The 17,772-nt window shown below is 62.6% G+C and carries 22 protein-coding genes, 1 tRNA gene and 1 pseudogene; 13 read left to right on the plus strand and 11 right to left on the minus strand.

Annotation, left to right across the window (positions count from 1 at the left end; translation table 11 throughout):
• Positions 1-48: 48 nt before the first annotated feature.
• The 4 genes from DTX69_RS20125 to bfr all read left to right on the plus strand — a co-directional run bounded on the left by DTX69_RS20125 (position 49) and on the right by bfr (position 4,615).
• On the plus strand, positions 49-1,914 hold the full coding sequence (locus DTX69_RS20125) for a peptidylprolyl isomerase (protein ID WP_119303347.1): 1,866 nt from the start codon (positions 49-51) through the stop codon (positions 1,912-1,914).
• Positions 1,911-3,428 (plus strand): anthranilate synthase component I, encoded by a 1,518-nt coding sequence (gene trpE / locus DTX69_RS20130; RefSeq protein ID WP_119303348.1) that lies wholly within the window; start codon positions 1,911-1,913, stop codon positions 3,426-3,428. The genes DTX69_RS20125 and trpE overlap by 4 nt, the downstream gene beginning before the upstream one ends.
• A gap of 89 nt (positions 3,429-3,517) precedes the next feature.
• Positions 3,518-4,033 (plus strand): dimethylsulfonioproprionate lyase family protein, encoded by a 516-nt coding sequence (locus DTX69_RS20135; RefSeq protein WP_119303428.1) that lies wholly within the window; start codon positions 3,518-3,520, stop codon positions 4,031-4,033.
• A gap of 99 nt (positions 4,034-4,132) precedes the next feature.
• A complete protein-coding gene (bfr, locus tag DTX69_RS20140) occupies positions 4,133-4,615 on the plus strand; it encodes a bacterioferritin (protein WP_119303349.1) in 483 nt (160 codons plus the stop codon).
• A gap of 7 nt (positions 4,616-4,622) precedes the next feature.
• Here the strand turns inward: bfr and DTX69_RS20145 are convergent, their stop codons facing one another.
• Positions 4,623-4,817, minus strand: a complete 195-nt coding sequence (locus tag DTX69_RS20145; protein WP_119303350.1) for a (2Fe-2S)-binding protein — start codon at positions 4,815-4,817, stop codon at positions 4,623-4,625.
• A 201-nt stretch (positions 4,818-5,018) separates the two neighbouring features.
• Here DTX69_RS20145 and DTX69_RS20150 point away from each other — a divergent pair, with 201 nt between their 5' ends.
• Entirely contained in the window at positions 5,019-6,188 is a 1,170-nt protein-coding gene (locus tag DTX69_RS20150) for an adenylate/guanylate cyclase domain-containing protein (protein ID WP_119303351.1), read from the plus strand.
• A 147-nt stretch (positions 6,189-6,335) separates the two neighbouring features.
• Here the strand turns inward: DTX69_RS20150 and DTX69_RS20155 are convergent, their stop codons facing one another.
• Genes DTX69_RS20155 through nthB form a run of 3 tightly spaced genes read right to left on the minus strand, consistent with a single transcriptional unit; the run spans position 6,336 to position 7,979 of the window.
• Positions 6,336-6,698 carry a nitrile hydratase accessory protein gene (locus tag DTX69_RS20155; protein WP_119303352.1) on the minus strand — a complete coding sequence of 121 codons (363 nt, stop codon included), beginning with the start codon at positions 6,696-6,698 and terminating at the stop codon, positions 6,336-6,338.
• Complete coding sequence (gene nthA / locus DTX69_RS20160) at positions 6,695-7,333, minus strand: nitrile hydratase subunit alpha (RefSeq protein ID WP_284735942.1); 639 nt, start codon at positions 7,331-7,333, stop codon at positions 6,695-6,697. Before nthA ends, DTX69_RS20155 begins: the two co-directional genes overlap by 4 nt.
• Positions 7,320-7,979 (minus strand): nitrile hydratase subunit beta, encoded by a 660-nt coding sequence (nthB, locus tag DTX69_RS20165; RefSeq protein WP_119303354.1) that lies wholly within the window; start codon positions 7,977-7,979, stop codon positions 7,320-7,322. The genes nthA and nthB overlap by 14 nt, the downstream gene beginning before the upstream one ends.
• 127 nt (positions 7,980-8,106) lie before the next feature.
• Here nthB and DTX69_RS20170 point away from each other — a divergent pair, with 127 nt between their 5' ends.
• A complete protein-coding gene (locus tag DTX69_RS20170; RefSeq protein ID WP_284735955.1) occupies positions 8,107-8,571 on the plus strand; it encodes a PAS domain-containing protein in 465 nt (154 codons plus the stop codon).
• On the opposite strand, the gene DTX69_RS20175 is transcribed toward DTX69_RS20170, so the two are convergent.
• Positions 8,540-9,181, minus strand: coding sequence for an SOS response-associated peptidase (locus DTX69_RS20175; protein ID WP_119303356.1), 642 nt, complete (start codon positions 9,179-9,181; stop codon positions 8,540-8,542). The two genes, DTX69_RS20170 and DTX69_RS20175, sit on opposite strands and share 32 nt — an antisense overlap.
• 119 nt (positions 9,182-9,300) lie before the next feature.
• On the opposite strand from DTX69_RS20175, the gene DTX69_RS20180 reads away from it, so the two are divergent.
• Both DTX69_RS20180 and DTX69_RS20185 read left to right on the plus strand, forming a co-directional pair.
• Positions 9,301-9,522: a hypothetical protein gene (locus DTX69_RS20180; RefSeq protein WP_119303357.1), complete on the plus strand. Its 222-nt coding sequence runs from the start codon at positions 9,301-9,303 to the stop codon at positions 9,520-9,522.
• Positions 9,523-9,656: 134 nt separating this feature from the next.
• Entirely contained in the window at positions 9,657-10,082 is a 426-nt protein-coding gene (locus DTX69_RS20185; RefSeq protein ID WP_284735943.1) for a DoxX family protein, read from the plus strand.
• A 123-nt stretch (positions 10,083-10,205) separates the two neighbouring features.
• Here the strand turns inward: DTX69_RS20185 and DTX69_RS20190 are convergent.
• Positions 10,206-10,325, minus strand: a pseudogene (locus DTX69_RS20190) (IS5/IS1182 family transposase); the annotation flags it as partial.
• A 283-nt stretch (positions 10,326-10,608) separates the two neighbouring features.
• Between DTX69_RS20190 and DTX69_RS20195 the strand changes: the two are divergent.
• The 5 genes from DTX69_RS20195 to DTX69_RS20215 all read left to right on the plus strand — a co-directional run bounded on the left by DTX69_RS20195 (position 10,609) and on the right by DTX69_RS20215 (position 14,640).
• Complete coding sequence (locus DTX69_RS20195) at positions 10,609-11,013, plus strand: VOC family protein (protein ID WP_284735944.1); 405 nt, start codon at positions 10,609-10,611, stop codon at positions 11,011-11,013.
• A 344-nt stretch (positions 11,014-11,357) separates the two neighbouring features.
• Entirely contained in the window at positions 11,358-12,011 is a 654-nt protein-coding gene (locus DTX69_RS20200) for a glutathione S-transferase family protein (RefSeq protein ID WP_119303359.1), read from the plus strand.
• 266 nt (positions 12,012-12,277) lie between these two features.
• Positions 12,278-13,066 carry an ABC transporter substrate-binding protein gene (locus tag DTX69_RS20205; protein ID WP_284735945.1) on the plus strand — a complete coding sequence of 263 codons (789 nt, stop codon included), beginning with the start codon at positions 12,278-12,280 and terminating at the stop codon, positions 13,064-13,066.
• Positions 13,067-13,162: 96 nt separating this feature from the next.
• Entirely contained in the window at positions 13,163-13,855 is a 693-nt protein-coding gene (locus tag DTX69_RS20210; protein ID WP_119303361.1) for an ABC transporter permease, read from the plus strand.
• Between the two features lie 5 nt (positions 13,856-13,860).
• Positions 13,861-14,640, plus strand: a complete 780-nt coding sequence (locus DTX69_RS20215; RefSeq protein WP_284735946.1) for an ABC transporter permease — start codon at positions 13,861-13,863, stop codon at positions 14,638-14,640.
• A 329-nt stretch (positions 14,641-14,969) separates the two neighbouring features.
• On the opposite strand, the gene DTX69_RS20225 is transcribed toward DTX69_RS20215, so the two are convergent.
• From DTX69_RS20225 to DTX69_RS20250, 5 genes are all read right to left on the minus strand, one after another.
• Entirely contained in the window at positions 14,970-15,233 is a 264-nt protein-coding gene (locus DTX69_RS20225) for a hypothetical protein (protein WP_119303363.1), read from the minus strand.
• Between the two features lie 339 nt (positions 15,234-15,572).
• Positions 15,573-15,649, minus strand: a tRNA-Pro gene (locus DTX69_RS20235).
• Between the two features lie 120 nt (positions 15,650-15,769).
• Positions 15,770-16,318: a MerR family transcriptional regulator gene (locus DTX69_RS20240; RefSeq protein WP_119303365.1), complete on the minus strand. Its 549-nt coding sequence runs from the start codon at positions 16,316-16,318 to the stop codon at positions 15,770-15,772.
• The gene (locus DTX69_RS20245; RefSeq protein WP_119281117.1) at positions 16,315-16,617 is read right to left on the minus strand and encodes an integration host factor subunit alpha; all 303 of its coding nucleotides are present in this window, start codon (positions 16,615-16,617) and stop codon (positions 16,315-16,317) included. Before DTX69_RS20245 ends, DTX69_RS20240 begins: the two co-directional genes overlap by 4 nt.
• A gap of 182 nt (positions 16,618-16,799) precedes the next feature.
• On the minus strand, positions 16,800-17,771 hold the full coding sequence (locus DTX69_RS20250) for a beta-ketoacyl-ACP synthase III (RefSeq protein WP_119303366.1): 972 nt from the start codon (positions 17,769-17,771) through the stop codon (positions 16,800-16,802).
• Between the last annotated feature and the right edge of the window lies 1 nt (position 17,772).

Here is a 17,772-nt window from a genome sequence, read left to right on the forward strand (position 1 = left end):
GGGGGGCATCCCTATTATGCGCGCCGATTTTTCAATGATTGGGGCATCATGCTCACTTCCATCCGTGGCAAGGCCAAGTCCTGGATTTTCAAGATCCTGTTCGGCATCCTCATCATCGCGTTCGCGGCCTGGGGGATCGGCGACATCTTCGCGCGGCGCGATCTGAGCAAGCCGGTGCTGCAGGTCGGCGACCTCGCCTATACGCAGCAGGAGTTCGATCGCGATCTGCGCCGGCGCCTGCAACAGTTCCGCCAGCAGGGTCTCGACATCAACGTGCAGCAATTCGCCGCTCTCGGCGGCGTCGATCAGATCCTGAGCCAGCAGACCAGCCAGATGCTGCTGCGGCAGTATGCGGATCGTCTCGGCCTCACGATCCCGCAGGCCGTCGCGATCGGCGACATCCAGAACAATCCGGCATTCCGCAACGCGGCCGGCCAGTTCGATCGGGATCGCTTCCTCGCCCTCCTCAGCCAGAGTGGTCTGAGCGAGGCCGGTTATGTCCAGATGCGCCGGGACGAGATGCGCCTGCAGCAGCTGACCGGCCCGGCCTTCGGCGCCTTGTCCACGCCGCCGGTGCTCAGCGATCGAGTCTTCGCCTATCTCAACGAGGAGCGCACGGCGGAGTTCCTGGTGATCCCCGATGCCACCATGGAGGTGAAGGAACCCGATCAGGCGGCGATGGAAAAGTTCTATCAGGACAACATCGCCCGGTATCAACGGCCGGAGTACCGCGCGTTCATCGCAGTGCATATGAAGCCAGAGGATTTCGCCAAGGACATCACGATTCCTGAGGATCAGCTGAAGAGCGAGTTCGAGAGCCGGCAGGCTGAATTCTCCACGCCGGAAAGCCGCGCCGTCGAACAGGTCGTGCTGCAGGATCAAGCGAAGGCAGATGCCATTGTCGCCGCAGTCAAGGGCGGCAAGAGCTTCGCCGACGCCGTCAAAGAAGTGACAGGCAGTGCACCAGTCGATCTGGGAGACGTGACCAAGGATAAGTTGCCGCCCGCGATCGCGGAGCAGAGCTTTGCGCTGCCTGCCGATGGCGTTTCAGAGCCGTTGAAGAGCGCGTTCGGCCTGCATGTGGTGCACGTCAAATCGATCACACCCGGCGTCACCAAGACGTTCGAGGACGTGAAGGAACAGCTGCGTCAGGAGCTCGCACTCGCGCAAGCGGGCGATGCGATGGTTTCCGTGGTCAATCAGTTGGATGACACGCTCGCTGGTGGCGCTTCACTCGAGCAGGCGGCGCAGCAACTGAACCTGACCACACAGAAATATGAGGCCGTCGATTCCTCCGGCAAGGATCGCGACGGCAAGGACGCCAACGTGATTCCCGAGATCCTGCAGCTGGCAGAACAGACCGAGGCCGGACAGACCAGCCTCGTCAGCACGTTATCGGACGGCAGCTATGCCGTCGTGCAGGTGACCAACGTGATGCCCGCTGAAGCGAAGCCGCTGAACGAGGTGGCTGAGCAGGTGAAGCAGGATTGGCTAGCCAAGGCGCGGCGTGACGCGGCCGATGCCAAGGCCAAGGAAATCGCCGACAAGGTGAAGTCCGGTGATCTTGCGGCCCTGGGCAAGGAGTTGGGCCTGGAACTCAAGGTCTCCAAACCGTTCACGCGCAGTGAGGGTGACGGTCCAATTGATCAATCCCTGGCGCAGAAATTGTTCGAGCTGCAACTCGGCGAGGCGGCAACCGGCCGTACAGGCGACGGTGCGATTGTCGCACGTGTCTCCGCTATCATCCCGGCGAAGCCGGAAGAGAAGAAGGATCAGGTCGCGCAGCTCTCCGAGCAGCTCGCCGACACGATGCGTAAGGATCTCTACGCCGAGTTCCTGTTCGCCCTGGGCCAGAACATCGAGGTTGAGCGCAACAACGATGTCGTCCAACAGATGATCTCGGCCGAGCAATGAACGTCGAGCCCGAGTTCGGTCGCTTCGCCGCAGTCTACGAATCCGGCAAGCCGCAGGTCGTCTGGACCCGCCTGATCGCCGATCTCGAGACGCCGGTCTCCGCCTTGCTGAAGCTGGCCGATGGTCGGCCCAATTCCTTCTTGTTGGAATCGGTGGAAGGTGGCCGTTCGCGCGGCCGCTATTCGCTGATCGGGCTCAAGCCCGACGTGATCTGGCGCTGCCGCGGCAACAAGGCCGAGATCAACCGCGAGGCCCGCTTCCAGCCGGATCACTTTGTGGCCGAGCCGAATGGATCGCTGGCCTCGCTGCGGTCGCTGATCGCGGAATCCCGCATCGAGTTGCCGCAGGGCCTCCCGCCGATGGCCGCCGGCCTGTTCGGCTACCTGTCGTACGACATGGTGCGGCTCGTCGAGGAGCTGCCGGATTTGAAGCCGGAAAAGCTCAACCTGCCGGACAGCATCTTCCTGCGTCCGACGGTGATGGCGATCTTCGACAGCGTCGAGGACATGATCACGGTCGTGACGCCGGTCTGGCCAGGCGCCGGCGGCAATGCGCGCGCGGCATACAATCAGGCGATGGAACGCTTGTCCGACGTGGTGCATGATCTGGACCGCGCCCTGCCGCAGCAGCGCTCCAGCAATGGCGTGCTGCTCGACCTGCCGGAACCGCAATCCAACATGGCGCCGGAAGCCTTCCATGTGATGGTGGACCGCGCGAAGGAATACATTCTAGCCGGCGATATCTTCCAGGTGGTGTTGTCGCAGCGTTTCAGCCTGCCCTTCCAGCTGCCGCCGCTGGCGCTCTACCGCTCGCTGCGCCGGCTGAACCCCTCGCCTTTCCTGTTCTATCTCGATTTCGGCGGCTTCTCCGTGATCGGCTCCAGCCCGGAGATCCTGGTGCGGCTGCGCGACGACACCATTACGATTCGCCCGATCGCCGGCACGCGGCCGCGCGGCAAGACGCCGGACGAGGATCGCGCGCTCGCCGCCGATCTGCTCGCCGATCAGAAGGAATTGGCCGAGCACCTGATGCTGCTTGACCTCGGCCGGAACGATGTCGGGCGCGTCGCCAAGATCGGTACCGTGAAGGTCACCGAGAAGATGATCATCGAGAACTACTCGCACGTGATGCACATCGTCTCGAACGTCGAGGGCACCATCGATCGCAAATCCGACGCAATGGATGCGCTGATGGCAGGCTTCCCCGCCGGCACCGTCTCGGGCGCGCCGAAGGTGCGCGCGATGGAGATCATCGAGGAGCTGGAGCCGGAGAAGCGCGGCATCTACGGCGGCGCCGTCGGCTACTTCGCCGCCAACGGCAGCATGGATACCTGCATTGCGCTGCGCACCACCGTGGTGAAGGACGGCGTTATGTATGTGCAGGCCGGCGCCGGTATCGTCGCCGACAGCGTGCCCGAGAGCGAACACCAGGAGTGCCAGCACAAGGCACGAGCTCTGGTGCGTGCCGCGCAGGAAGCCGTGCGCTTCGCCGCCAGCGGCCGCGGCAATCGGTGAACGCACCGGATCCCGCCCGCCTACTGCTGGACGCCATCATCGCGTTCTACAATGGTCCGGGCCGCGCCGGAGATTCCGAAGCCCGCCCGATGCTCGATGCCGTGCATGCGGACCTGATGCGGGCGACGCCGGCGATGCCTGCTCCGCGCACGATCGCGGCATCGACACTTCTGGAGGCTGCGCTGCCCGAAAGTGCGCCCGGTGGTGCCATTGCCCAGGCTGCGCCCCTCTTTTACTGGCGGCAGAACCCCAATTATTCCGCAGCCAACATGGGCGCTACGTTCATGGCGGGCTACGGCTATGTCGAGTTCGCAGGACCGAAGGATGCCTTGTTCCACGCACCGAACATTCGCGTCGGTCTGCTGGTGTTAGGACCGGGTCTGCACTATCCGCTGCACGCTCATCCAGCGGAGGAGATTTATCATCCTCTGACCGACGGCAGTTCGTGGCGGCGCGGAGACGAAGATTGGCGAATCGTGCCCGCGCTTCACGCGATCCATCATCCATCGATGATTCCGCACGAGACTAAAGCGCCTGTTTCCACATTGCTTTCGCTCTATTGCTGGCGTGGCCATACGACAACTGAAGCGCGCTTAATCGCTTGATGAAAATGACTTTCATTACGCAACGCATCGTTGCAGGAACGTGCCGCGCGGACTACCCTTCTCCAGCGAATCCATGGAACAAGAGCCGGGGAGGCCGCCATGAAAGTCGATGCCAGCGTCGTCAAGCACCTCAACAAACTGCTGAAGAACGAGCTGACCGCCATCAATCAGTACTTCCTGCATGGGCGAGTGATCCGAAACTGGGGCTTCGAGCGGCTGGGCAAGAAGATCTACGAAGAATCTATCGAGGAGATGAAGCACGCCGATCACATCATCGAGCGGATTCTGCTCTTGGAAGGACTCCCCAATCTGCAGGACCTAGGAAAGCTGCTGATCGGCGAGAATGTACCGGAGTGCCTGAAGAGCGATCTCAAACTGGAGAATGCGGCGCGCACCGACATGGTCGCCGCGATTGCGCATTTCGAAAGCGTGAAGGACTACGTGTCGCGTGATCTCATCAGCGACATCCTCGAGGACACCGAGGAGCACATTCACTATCTGGAAACCGAGCTCGAACTGGTGCAGAAGGTCGGGCTGCAGAACTACCTACAAACCCAGATCGGCGACGGACCTTCTTCGTAAAGGGAGTCTATTCGGCCGCCATCAGGTGACGTTCACCTGCGGCGATCGTCTCGTCCAGGATCTCGCCCATCGCGTCCATGCAGGAGCCGCATTGCGGCGCCTTGCCCCGGCCGCCGAACACCTGCTTGCAGCAGGTCGCCCCGGCACGCGCGGCGGCGCGGATGTCGTGGTCGCTGATTCGATTGCAGACGCAGATGATCATGCCAGCTCAATGACAATGCGAACAATTCGCAGAACAAAATAGGCGAGCGGCGGTTCCAGTCAAGCGCGAATGCGAACAGTTCGCAGAACCGTGAGGGGGACCGCCGCGCTGCTAGTTCCCATAATCAACTCAAGGCTTTAGGAGCATTTGCTAAGAGATTCCGGCGCGCTATGCTGCACTCGGTCGCAGGGAGGGCTGCCCTTGGTAGAGATCGCCCCGCTCCTGGCCTGGCTGCGAGGGCCCGGCCGCCGCCTGATCGAGACCGAGGCCTTTGTGGAGGCCCTGGGTGAGCAGCTGGTCGAGATCGGCCTGCCAATCGACCGCATCACTACCGGAATCCCCATGCTGCATCCCCAGATCGCCTCCTCCAGCGTGGTGTGGGAGCCGGAGCGCCTGGCGCATGAGCGTCAATGGCAGCTGACCAGCCTGACCCGCTCCATGTACGAGCGCAGCCCGCTCTACGTCGTCTATCGCGGCGACGGGCCGGTGCGGGTGCGCGTCATGCCGGAGCCGCAGCCGGGTGAATACGGGATCATCCCCGACCTGCGCGAGGAAGGCTTTACGGACTACATCGCCCTGCCCGCGCCCTTCTCCGACGGCACCATCAAGGCGATGACCTTTGCAACGCGGCAGGGAGGCGGCTTCGCGGATGCTGAGATCGCCGTGCTGCAGGAGCTGATGCCGCAATTCGCCTATCTGCTGGAGATCCAGACTCTGCGCCGCACTGCGCGCGTGCTGCTCGACACCTATGTCGGGCGGATCTCAGGCCAGCGCGTGCTGCAAGGCCAGATCAAGCGCGGCCAAGGCGAGGATATCCGCGCCATCATCTGGTTCTCCGACCTGCGCGGATTCACGGAACTGTCGGATGCACTGTCCAACGAGGCGCTGATCGCGCTGCTCAACGACTATTTCGGCGCCCTCACCCGCTCGGTCGAGGAGCAGCAAGGCGAAGTGCTGAAGTTCATCGGCGATGCCATGCTGTCGATCTATCCGATCGCAACAGCATCGAGCGGCCGCCGCGCCGCCCAGCGCTCGCTCGCATCAGCGCGCGCCGCCCAGGCGCGCATCGCCGAGATCAATCAGACCCGGCGCAACGCCCAACAGCCGATCATACAGTGGGGCTTGGCCTTGCACGTCGGCGAGGTGCACTACGGCAACATCGGCGGCGAGACGCGCCTGGATTTCACGGTGATCGGTCCCTCGGTCAACCTCGCCGCACGCCTGCAGAGCCTTTCGGCAAGTCTCGGCGAAAGCTGCCTCATCTCCGATGACTTCGCACGGCTGCTCACGGACCGCAGCGAGCTGCGTGACTTAGGTGCTCACGAGCTCAAGGGCATCATTGAGAAACGGCAGGTGTTCGGGTTGGCCTAGCACCGCACCGCATAGACCTGTCATCCCGGGTGCGCGCCAGCGCGATCTGGGACCCATGCGACCTCTCCGTGTCACTGAACCACTGCATGGGTCCCGGCTCTGCGCCGCTACGCGGCTTGGCCGGGATGACGGCGAGGAAGCGTTCTACTACAGCTCCACCGGCTTACCGTGCGGCGTGCGCTCGTAGGCCTCGACCCAGGCGGCCTTGCGCGCGGCGAGCAAATCGGCGCTGGCGATCTGCTTCTCCTGCATCAGGTGTTCCAGCGCATCGAGCACGTGGCGATAATAGGTCGAGCCATCATCAGGATCGCCGGCTGCTTGCGCGCGCTTGATGGCGGCGCCGAGCGCATCGGCCCATTCCACGGCGGTGAAGCAGCCGCCCTGCTGTAGGGCGACGGCGAGAGCCAGTGCCTGCGCTTCCCACGGTTCGGCGAACAAGGGCTCGTGCTCGGACCGGCGGATCGGCTGCAGCGCCGCATCGGCACACGATTTCTGCGCAGGTCCACTCACGGCGCTTTCACCTTGGCGACACCGATCATGGAGTCGCGTGTGACCAGGGCGGCCAACTGCTCCTCGCTCAGATGCTCGGTACCGGCGGGGCGTTCAGGCACGACGAGATAGCGCACCTCGGCGGTCGAATCCCAGACCCGGATCTTCACATGCTCCGGCAGGTCCGTGCCGAACTCCTTCAGGACACCGCGCGGATCGAGCACGGCGCGCGAGCGATACGGCGCCGACTTATACCAGGCGGGCGGCAGCCCCAGGATGGACAGCGGATAACAGGAACACAGTGTGCAGACGACAAGGTTATGGACTTCCGGCGTGTTCTCGACTGCAACGATGTGCTGGCCCTGGCGGCCGAGGAAATCCAGTTCCCCGATCGCCTTGGTTGCGTCGCTCCTAAGGCGCTGCTTATACGCCGGATCGACCCAGGCTTTCGCCACCACTTTCGCGCCATTGCGCGGCCCGATCTTCGATTCATAGATCTCGATCCAGGCGTCGATCGCAGCGGGATCGACCAGGCCTTTCTCCGTCAGCAGGCTTTCCAGGGCCTTGACGCGCAAGGCCGGATCCGACGGCAGCTCGGAATGAATGTCGTGGTGGTGCGCAAGATCGTCGTCATGCGCGTGGCTATGCTGGCTCAAGATAGGACTCCCACAAATCGAGGCAGGCTTCGTCGCGCGCCGAGGCTTCCGGTCCCCACAGCTCGCGCATCGAGAACGCGACGGTATAAAGGTGTTGTGGCACTTCACCCTGCATGTGCGCGTTGGTGTCGGCGAAGACATGGCCGCCGTGATGGAGGTGCACCACGCCAACCTTGCCGCGCACGTAACGCGGCAGGCGCGTGTGCCCCGCCGGGTTTATGTTGCGCGCTCGCACGCGCTGGCCGATCGCGAACAGAGGCGGCGTCTCCAGCTCGCGCGTAAAGATGCCCTGGCTCTTCTGGCTCTGCCACACCTGGTCCGCGCGCACGGCGTCGTTGCGCCTAGCGCCGCCGGGCGCAGCTCGGCCATGCCTGATCTCGTCCGCAGTTGCGAGGCCGCCATCCAGCAATGCGGCGATACACACGGCGTACCAGTGATCATAGTAGGCACGCGCAAGGTAGAGGTCCGGCGGCAATAATTCGCGCAAGTGCCGGAAGCGATCGATGTTGAAGCCCTTGGGAAAGGTCATGGCGCGCGTGATGCCGAAGATCCGCGCCTCCCACGGTGCATGCCACAGGGGCTCATCCGCCTCCGGCGCGATTGGCCCGTGTCCGTGCATGCCGCCCATGTCGTGAACGCCGTTCATGCTCTCGCTTCCTCAGGCTCGCGGTTCGTTGTCTCACCGAATCCCATACTCGGACTCCGGCCGATCGCCAAGAGACAAACCGGCTCTTTAGCGCCTCGATTCTTTCCCGGGAGCGACCGCCGCGGCGCTGCGCGCATTGTGGATCCGACTAAAGGGCGAGATGCACGTGCCGTTGCGCAGTGCCTTTGGGCCGGAGCTACTGAAGCCGTGGTTGCCAAACATCGTGATCGTCGAAGCGATCGGCGCGTCACCACGCTTCCGCGTCCGCCTCGCCCGGAACGGCGGCGGTCAGCTTCGCCGGCCGCGATTAACCAACAGGTTTCTCGACGAAGTCATTCTGCCTGAACAGTATCAGACCATCCCTGCACCGTATCTCCGCGCGATGGAAACCGGCGAGCCTGCGGAGGACGACATTCTGGCTCACCAGTTCGTCGCGCCGGACGGCACGTCCCTATCCGTGCGGCGGCTGGTCATGCCGTGCAGCGGCGATGGCGAGACGATCGACCGTTTCGTGGTCGGGCTGTTCCTGTATCGGCCGGAGAGCCCCCAGCTGCAAACGTCTACACAGGCCCTTCATAGGCCGAATTGTTGAGCCTGGCGGACACGGCCTCGGCATCCATGCGGTGCGCGGGGAACGGATCCAGCATCGCTTCCAGCAGCATGCGGTCCGACTGCGCCAGCCAATTGTCGATCTCTTCCCGGTCCAGGATGACCGGCATGCGGTTGTACCAGTTGCGCACCAGCTTGTTCGCCTGGGTGGTCACGATCGTGTAGGTTTCCATCACCTCCCCTTCCTGCGATTTCCATCGCTCCCACAGGCCGGCGAAGCAGAAAGGTGCGCCGCCGTCGACCGTCAGGCGATAGGGTTTCGGCGGCTTGCCCGATCGGTCCCATTCGTAATAGGCGGTGGCGGGCACGACGCAACGGCGGTGCTTGAAGGCATCGCGGAAGAATGGCTTCGAAGCGATCTCCTCCGCCGGCGCGTTGAAAGGTTGATTCTTGGTCTTGGCGGGATCCCACCAGAACGGCCGCAGCCCCCATCGCATCGGTACCAGTTCGCGCGCACCGTCCTTCATCCGGATCACCGGGTTAATTGACGAGGGCGAAAGATTGATGCGCGGCTCAGCCCACTCCCCACCGATTACGCCGAATAGTTGGCGGATGGCCTCCGATGACAATGTGAAGGCGTAGCGGCCGGACATATCTTTCTGCTACGCGATCATTTGCCAAATGTCACGAGCGCGTTCATCGCGCGTTCATCCCCCGCTCACCAGAATGCAGCCAAATGAGCCATAAAAAGATCGATACAGGAGTACGGCAGATGGACGGGACCACGGGCGCGGCGCTTCAACATATTCGCCTGATGGAAAAGCGGATCGAGCAGCAGAGCGCGCTGATCGTGGAACTGAGGCAATCCGGTAGAGATACTCTCGAGGCGGCCAACAGGCTGGCACTCCTGTGCCGTGCCCTCGAGGAGATGCGCCTGCAGCTCCACGGCTTGTTGCCGACCGAGGCGCAGGATCGCCTGCGCGCTGCGCGCTAGGCATCGGGGCTCCGCCAACGCGCGGAGCAAGACGATCCCCCTTTCAACGCCAAGCGTCTGCATACAATCTGACGCTTGAGCCGTTCGACGCGCGTCGGTTAGCTTTCCTAATCCGTTCGGATTGGATCGGACCGATGAGCATGAATGCATCAGCGTCCTTGTGGCAGGTCATCGCCATTCTTGTTGCCCGGCTCATTTTCGCTGGCCTCTTTGCCATTGCGGCGATTTTCAAGTTCGCCGACCTGAACGGGACCGCCGGCTACATCGCCTCCGCGGGCTTCCCGCTCCCTTTGCTCCTCACCTGGCTCGCCGCCTTGTTCGAGACCGCGCTGGCGCTGTGCTTCCTGACCGGCGCGTTCTTCACCGAGGCATCGCTCCTCGCCGCGGCCTATGTCCTCTTCCTCGCCTTCGCCTTCCACGGGCCTGCGCGCTGGGAGGGCAACCAGACAGAGTTCGGCTTCTTCGTCGATCACTTCACGTTCATCGCCGGCCTATTGTTCGCCGCGGTGCACGGGCCGGGGTCGAAATTGGCTGTCCGCAGTGCTGCGATCGTCAGGTAGGGCCCGAGGCTCATGAGCGCTTGACGGCCCGTGCCGCCGCCGGGGGCTTGACGCGGCCAACACGTGCCTCTCCCGGGCTGGGCAGCCTGCCGGCTCCACCGGAGCATGTACTAAGGTCAAGACTCATTGACCGAGCCAAAGGGTAACGATTGCCGCGATGCAGATAGCGCTGAAGAATGTGTGAGCGCAGCGGTCGTAGCGCATTGAGATACGCCGCCAGTCCTTTACCCTTGCGACCATGTTGCCGGGCTTCAGCACCGCTGGACGATGCACACCATTGCGCGATTTTCCAGCCGTCGCCTTCGCGCCATGGGTTTCGAGCGCGAGTGGGATGGCTCGGTCATCCCGATCGTGGATGGCCAGGAAGGATCGCGGCGGAATTGACGCGCGCGTTCGGCCGCATCGCACGGTGATGCCAAGACCGATCACCTGATCCCAACCCGCGAGACTCCCAACGATCGCAAGGATGAGAACCATGCCGAAAATATTTCCCCATCTCTGGTTCCAGAACCAGGCCGAGGAGGCCATGGAATTTTACATGTCCGTGTTCAAGGACTCGAAGGTCCTCAGTAGCACGAGCCTTCCCGACCCCGAACTGTCGGTTGTCCGTTTCGAATTGGCCAAGCTGCCGGTCGTCGCCCTCAATGCCAATTCGCACGTGCCGTACAACGAAGCGTTCTCCTTTCTTGTGGAGACCCAGGATCAGGCGGAAACCGATTATTACTGGAACGCGCTGACGGCCGGCGGCGGCAAGGAGCAGCCGTGCGGCTGGCTCACGGACAAGTTCGGCGTCTACTGGCAAGTGACGCCAACCGCCTTGCTTCGATTGATCACGGATCCGGACCGGGAGAAGGCCGGTCGGGTGCTGCAAGCCATGTACAGGATGAAGAAGATCGTCATCGCCGACCTCGAGGCGGCCTACGCCGGCTAGGCGCCGTTTTATCTCACCTACGCACCACAGCAGCAAGAAAGAGCAGTGTCACGACGTTTTCTCGACGGCAAAAAGGTCGTGATTTTCGGCGGCAGCTTGGGCCTCGGCGTCGCGCAAGCTGCAATGCGCTTGAGCTGAGCCTTAGTCAGCCAGAATTGATCAGACGTCGACAGGTCCTCCTGCTGCGCTTGAATCACGATGTCACATCAGATGGAATCTCAGTTTGCAAAGGTCTGCGGAGGACAAACCGGACACGGAACGAGATCGTCTTCAATCTCGGTGAGCTTGCCTCGACAGCTTGCCCGCACCGCAGCCGATGATTTTGGCCAAGGAGGAGCCTCACGATGACCATCACCATTACCGCCTTTGAACGGTCACCCGATGGCGGCAGGGGATTGGCGCGTGATACGCGCGTTCGCTGGGCGCTTGAGGAAGTGGGCCAACCCTACGAGGTTCGCCTTGTTTCGTTTCGTGCGATGAAGGAACCCGCGCATCTGGCTCTTCATCCTTTCGGCCAGATTCCGACTTACGAGGAAGGCGATCTTGCCCTGTTCGAGACAGGGGCGATCGTCTTCCATATCGCCCAGCGCCATGCGGGCCTTCTGCCGGATGACGCCAATGCCCGGGCGCGCGCGATCACTTGGATGTTTGCCGCGGTAAACACGGTGGAGCCGCCGATCCTTGAACTTGGAACCGCCAGGCTCCTGGAGGGTGACAAGCCCTGGCACGACGAGCGCTTGCCTCTGGTCGAGGATCGCGTTCGCAACCGGCTGAAACAACTTTCCGCCCGCCTGGGCAATGCCGACTGGCTCGATGGTGCGTTCAGTGCGGGGGATCTGATGATGGTGTCGGTGCTGCTCAGGCTGAAATCGTCGGGCATTCTGGACGAATACCCAAACCTAGCAGCCTACCTCGCCCGCGGTGAAACGCGGCCTACCTACAAACGGGCTTTCGCCGCTCAATTAGCGGTTAACACCGGCAGGCCGCCGACCGGCTGATGGGGCCGCCCTGGGCTCGAAGTCGTCATCCGAGTCTTTCGATCAGTTTATGGGTCCTGACCCTAGGCTTTAATGACTGTGCATGATCTGATCACCTCGCCTGAGTAGCCTATACGACGGCTTTTGCCGATGATCCGCCGGTCTGAACGGCAAGTGGCCGTGTCGGTTGCAACGTTGCCAATGCATGGCTGTCAAATTAATCTTAGCGGCACTCACAAGAATACCGCTGCAATCGGCGGGATCATCGGAAACACATGGAGGCACCAGTGAAGAGGATTACAACTTGGCTACTGGCCGGCGCGATGTTGGCTGCAACGTTCGGCTCCGCCATTGCCGAGGACATGAAGAAGGTGAAGATTGGCACCGAGGGTGCCTATCCGCCCTTCAATTCGATCGACCCGAACGGAAAACTTGTCGGCTTCGACATCGACATCGCCAAGGCGCTTTGCAAGGCGGCGAAATTCGACTGCGAGTTCGTCGTGCAGGACTGGGACGGCATCATCGACGGTTTGAATGCCAAGAAGTACGACGCCATCATTGCCTCGATGTCGATCACCGAGGAGCGCAAAAAGGTCGTCGACTTCACCAAGAAGTACTACAACACGCCCGCAAAGTTCGTCGCCAAGAAGGACGCGAACCTGGAAATCTCGCCGGAAGGGCTGAAGGGCAAGGCAGTTGGCGTGCAGCGCGCGACGATCCACGAGAACTTCCTGCGCGACAATTTCCCGGACGTTGACATCCGCACGTATGCCACGCAGGACGAGGCCAACGCTGATCTGGTTGCCGGGCGTGTTGACCTGGTCATGGCGGATTCGGTCGCCTTGTTAGAGGGATTCCTGGAGACGCCGGAAGGGGCGGACTTCGAGTTCGTGGGGCCGAACTACAGCGAGCCGAAATGGCACGGCGAAGGTGCCGGCATCGCGATCCGCAAAGGCGATACGGAGCTGCTCAATGCCTTGAACAAGGCGATCGATCAGATCCGCGCCGATGGCACCTACAAGGCGATCAATGACAAGTATTTCGACTTCGACGTCTACGGAAAGCCCGTAAGCTAAGGACCGCGACATGACTCTCGGCCCCGCCCGCGCTGGGCAAGGCGTGAGCGGGGCGCGTTCCCATTTGCAGCCTGTCGCATAGAACGGAGTCGGAGCTTGTTCGACTATCGGGGCTACGGCTGGGTGTTCTGGGAAGGGGTGCAGATCACCATTCTCGTGGGGCTCTGTGCAGCTGTTGTCGCGATCTTGATGGGCCTGATCGGCGCGTGGGGCAAGCTGGCCCGCTCGCGGCCCGCTAACCTCGTGGCGAACGCCTATACGACCATCGTGCGCGGCATCCCGGAACTTGTCCTGATCCTGCTGGTCTACTATGGCGTCACGATCCTGCTGCAGCGGACCTTGACCGCTCTCCTCGGGTCTGAGGTGCTGATCGACATCGATCCGTTCACGGCGGGAGTCCTGACCCTCGGTGTCATATACGGCGCCTTCGCGACCGAGGTATTTCGCGGCGCGTTCCTCGCCATCCCGAAAGGGCAGATCGAGGCTGCCTATTCCTTCGGCATGTCGCGGGTCCAGACCCTCTGGCGCATCATGCTCCCGCAGGTCTGGCGCTTCGCGCTGCCCGGCCTCGGCAATGTCTGGTTGGTGCTGATCAAGGCTACGGCTCTCATGTCGGTGATCCAGCTCGAGGAGCTGCTGCGCTGGTCCGACATCGGCGCACGCAATACCAAGCTGCCCTTCACCTTCTATCTGACCGCGTCGTTCATCTATCTTGGCATCACCGTGGTTTCGATGCTGCTGCAGCATCGCGCCGAGGTCTGGGCCAATCGCGGTATCAGGCGCGCGTGAGCGGCATGATGGAATCGCTTGACGCGTTCTTCGAGAGCTGGGGACTGGAGCCGATCTGGAACAACCTGCCGCGGTTCATGAGCGGTACCATCCTGACGATCGAGATCACCGCACTCAGTGTTGCACTGGGGTTGGTGCTCGCTGTCCCGATGGCCCTGGCCCGGGTATCCTACAACCCTGCCCTGCGCGTACCGGTCTATTGCTACATCCTGTATTTCCGCGGCACGCCGCTGCTGGTCCAACTCTTTCTCATCTACTATGGCAGCGGGCAGTTCCGCGATGCTCTGGAGAATGCCGGCCTCTGGGTCTTCTTCCGCGAGCCGTATTTCTGCGCCGTTCTCTCGCTGACGCTCAACACGGCGGCCTACACAGCCGAGATCCTGCGGGGCGCGATCCAGGCCGTGCCGATCGGTGAGATCGAAGCTGCGCGGGCATGTGGCATGCCGCGCTCGCTGCTCTATCGCCGGATCATTCTGCCGAAGGCGGCACGTCTCGCCTTGCCGGCCTATTCCAACGAGGTGGTGTTCCTGTTCCAGGCGACATCGCTGGTGAGCATCATTACTCTCATGGATCTGACCGGCGTCGGCCGGGTCATCATCTCCCGTTCGTTCCGCACGTTCGAGGTATGGATCTTCGTCGGCCTCATCTATCTGGCCATCACTTACCTGATCGCTTGGGCCTTCAACAAGGTCGAGTACCGGTTGATGGGCCATTTGCGCGCCAGCCCGGATCAGAAGCGCGCTCGAGAGGCGGACCGTGCCCATGCGGCGATTGCGACACGCTAGGGAAGAGCGGCGTCAAAATACGCAGTAGGTTCACAGGAACCAGCCCGCACCTCGGCTGTTGGCCGCGAGGATGGCGACAGCGAGGTATAGGTGAAGAGCGATCTGGAAAAGGTGCGCAATTGGGCCGAGGCGCGGCTCAGGTCCGGCGCAATTCCCGGCCGGTCATGGGCGCGGCACGTGAGGCTGATCGAAGCCGTCGATGCCGTCCTGCATGACATGGCTGTGACGGAGAATGCATCACGCCCCGTCCTTCACGTGGTGCACCGAGAAGGTCAGCGCGGTGAAGGTGACGCCGGTTCCCGAATGAAGCGAAAGCGGGTTACCGTCCGCTAAGACAATAGTGGCAAAGCATGCGGTCGACTCAGAACCCACATCGCGATGCCCGCCAGACAGGCGACGCCAAGAATGGTTAGACCGACCTTGATGCTGGAGCGGCCGCGGCGCTGCTCGCGCTCCACCCACGCATCGATGCTTGGGTCGGGCACGGCCGAAGCCGAAGGAACCAAGCGCGCAAGCGGCGTGGTCACCGCAGCCGCAACGTGCTCGGCCACGGCTTGACGATCGGTCTGCTTCGCTGAATCCTGCGCGCTCATGCTGCGCAATATGGTGTCGGGTCGAGGGCTCTGACAGTCGCCAGACGGACTACGCCGAAAGACACACGCGCCCGTTCGCCGAGAAGCAAGTGGCCCAAGTACAGCTTGCCCCTGCCAACAGTGCACGTGGCTGCTCATCCTGACGATCACCGCCTTAATCGTCGGCAATTGGCTCCGCAAAGTGAGCGTGGAGCAGGCGCGCGCCAACCTCTATCTCAACCCACCTCTCCCGCCGGACGAAGGAAGTGGCCTCGGAACATGGATCAATGTCGGAGGCGGCATCTGTCTGGCCGTTCCTCTGAATTGGCCGAAGCCGGACTTCCTTGAGCGGCTGAAGAATGGTCGGAGCGGCGGGATTTGAACCCACGACCCCCAGACCCCCAGTCTGATGCGCTACCAGGCTGCGCTACGCTCCGACTTCGCATGATATGGCGCGGGTGGTCCTCATCTGGGGGTGGACCAACCGGCGCGGGTTATATAGCGACCGCTGCGCAGGCGAGCAAGGACGACGGTGTAACAGTCGTTAATTTTCGGCCTTAATTTCTGGCCCTTTTGCCAGCCTCGAGCGCCCGGCGCAGGCGGTCGCGGAGTTCCGCCAACTCGCCGACCGCCGCCTTCACCTCCCGCACCTGATCGGTGGTCAGGGTAGCCCGGAACAGGGGCAGATCGGCGCCAGGAGCCACCTCAGCCTGGCTGGCAGCCTCCTCGCCTTCCAGGGGGCCCGGCACATCCGGCACCACCTCGCCATCGGACAGCTTCAGCCCGCCTTCGCGGATCAGCTTCTGGACGCCCTTGATGGTGTAGCCCTTGTCATAGAGCAGGCCCCGAATGGCCCTGAGAAGGTCGATATCCTCCGGGCGGTAGTAGCGCCGGCCGCCGCCCCGCTTCAGGGGCCGGATCTGGGCGAACTTGGTTTCCCAGAAACGCAGGACGTGCTGGGGCACCTCTAACTCGTCCGCGACCTCGGAAATGGTGCGGAAGGCATCGGCCGATTTCTCGACCCGACGCGCCCTCGGTGAACCCTGGGCCGCTGCCTGCGGTGTCTGCTGGACCTCAGGACGGGAAGCCGGCTTGGCGTTGCTCATGACGCGATGCCTTTATTGACCCGGTCCTTGAGCACGTGCGAGGCGCGGAACACCAGTACCCGGCGCGGCTTGATCGGCACCTCTTCCCCGGTCTTAGGGTTGCGGCCAATGCGCTCGCCTTTCATGCGCACCAGAAACGAACCGAAGGACGAAATCTTGACACTCTCGCCCCGTGTCAGCGCGGCGGAGATTTCCTCAAGCACGGTGTCGACCAGCTCGGCCGACTCGTTTCGAGACAGACCTACCTCTTGATAAACCGACTCGCTGAGATCGGCGCGAGTGATGGTCTTTCCAGTCATGCGCTTCGTCCCCCTCGGTCCTTCGCTGTATCTTGGTCGCACAGCTTGGCCCGCGAGTCTCTCGTAACAGGCCAGAAACAAGCCTAACGAGTCACGATATATCAGTCAATTAAGGAACGATCTTAAGACGCGCTGCCGCGCTGATTGCACACTATGGTAAACGCGGACATGCGACGACTCGGCTACCAGCGCACCAAAGCCGAGCCCCAGGTGAAGCCGCCGCCCATCGCCTCCATCAGCACCAGCTGGCCGCGCTTGATTCGCCCGTCATTGACCGCTTCGGCGAGCGCCAAAGGAATCGATGCCGCGGAGGTATTGGCATGGCGATCGACGGTGATGACGGCGCGCTCCTCCGGCAGCTTCAGCCGGTGCCCCATGCTGTCGATGATGCGCCGGTTGGCCTGATGCGGCACCAGCCAATCGACCTCGTCCGCGTTGATGTTGTTGGCCGCGATGGCGACGTCGATCGCGGCCGCCAGATTAACCACGGCGTGGCGGAAGACCTCGCGGCCGTCCATTTTCACATGGCCGGTGGTCTGGGTTGCCGACGGGCCGCCATCGACATAGAGCCGCTCGTAATGCGCCCCGTCCGAGAACAGGTGCGTGGAAAGGATGCCCTGGTCGCTCTTGTTGCCCTTGCCCTCGCTCGCCTGCAGCACCACCGCCCCGGCGCCGTCGCCGAACAGCACGCAGGTGCCGCGATCTTTCCAGTCGAGGATGCGCGAGAAGGTTTCCGCGCCGATCACCAGCGCATTCTTCACCTGACCGAGACGGATGAAATTATCGGCCGCCGCCAGCGCGAAGACGAATCCCGAGCACACCGCGCCGACATCCATCGCGAAACCCTTGGCGCCCAGCACGTGCTGGACCCGGGTCGCCGTGGCCGGAAAGGTATGATCCGGCGTGCAGGTGCCGAGGATGATGCAATCGACGTCGCTGCCCTTGAGGCCGGCATTCTCCAGCGCCTGGTGCGAGGCGGCGACCGCAAGGTCGGAGGTCAGCTCCCCCTCCGCCGCGATATGGCGCTGACGGATGCCGGTGCGCTGGCGGATCCATTCGTCGTTGGTGTCGATGGTCTTGGCCAGCTCGTCATTGGTCACGATGCGGGCCGGCAAATAGGAGCCGGCGCTGAGAACTCTGGAACGTGTGACCATA

The organism is Dongia deserti (genome assembly GCF_003574735.1).
GTDB classification, from domain to species: domain Bacteria; phylum Pseudomonadota; class Alphaproteobacteria; order Dongiales; family Dongiaceae; genus Dongia_A; species Dongia_A deserti.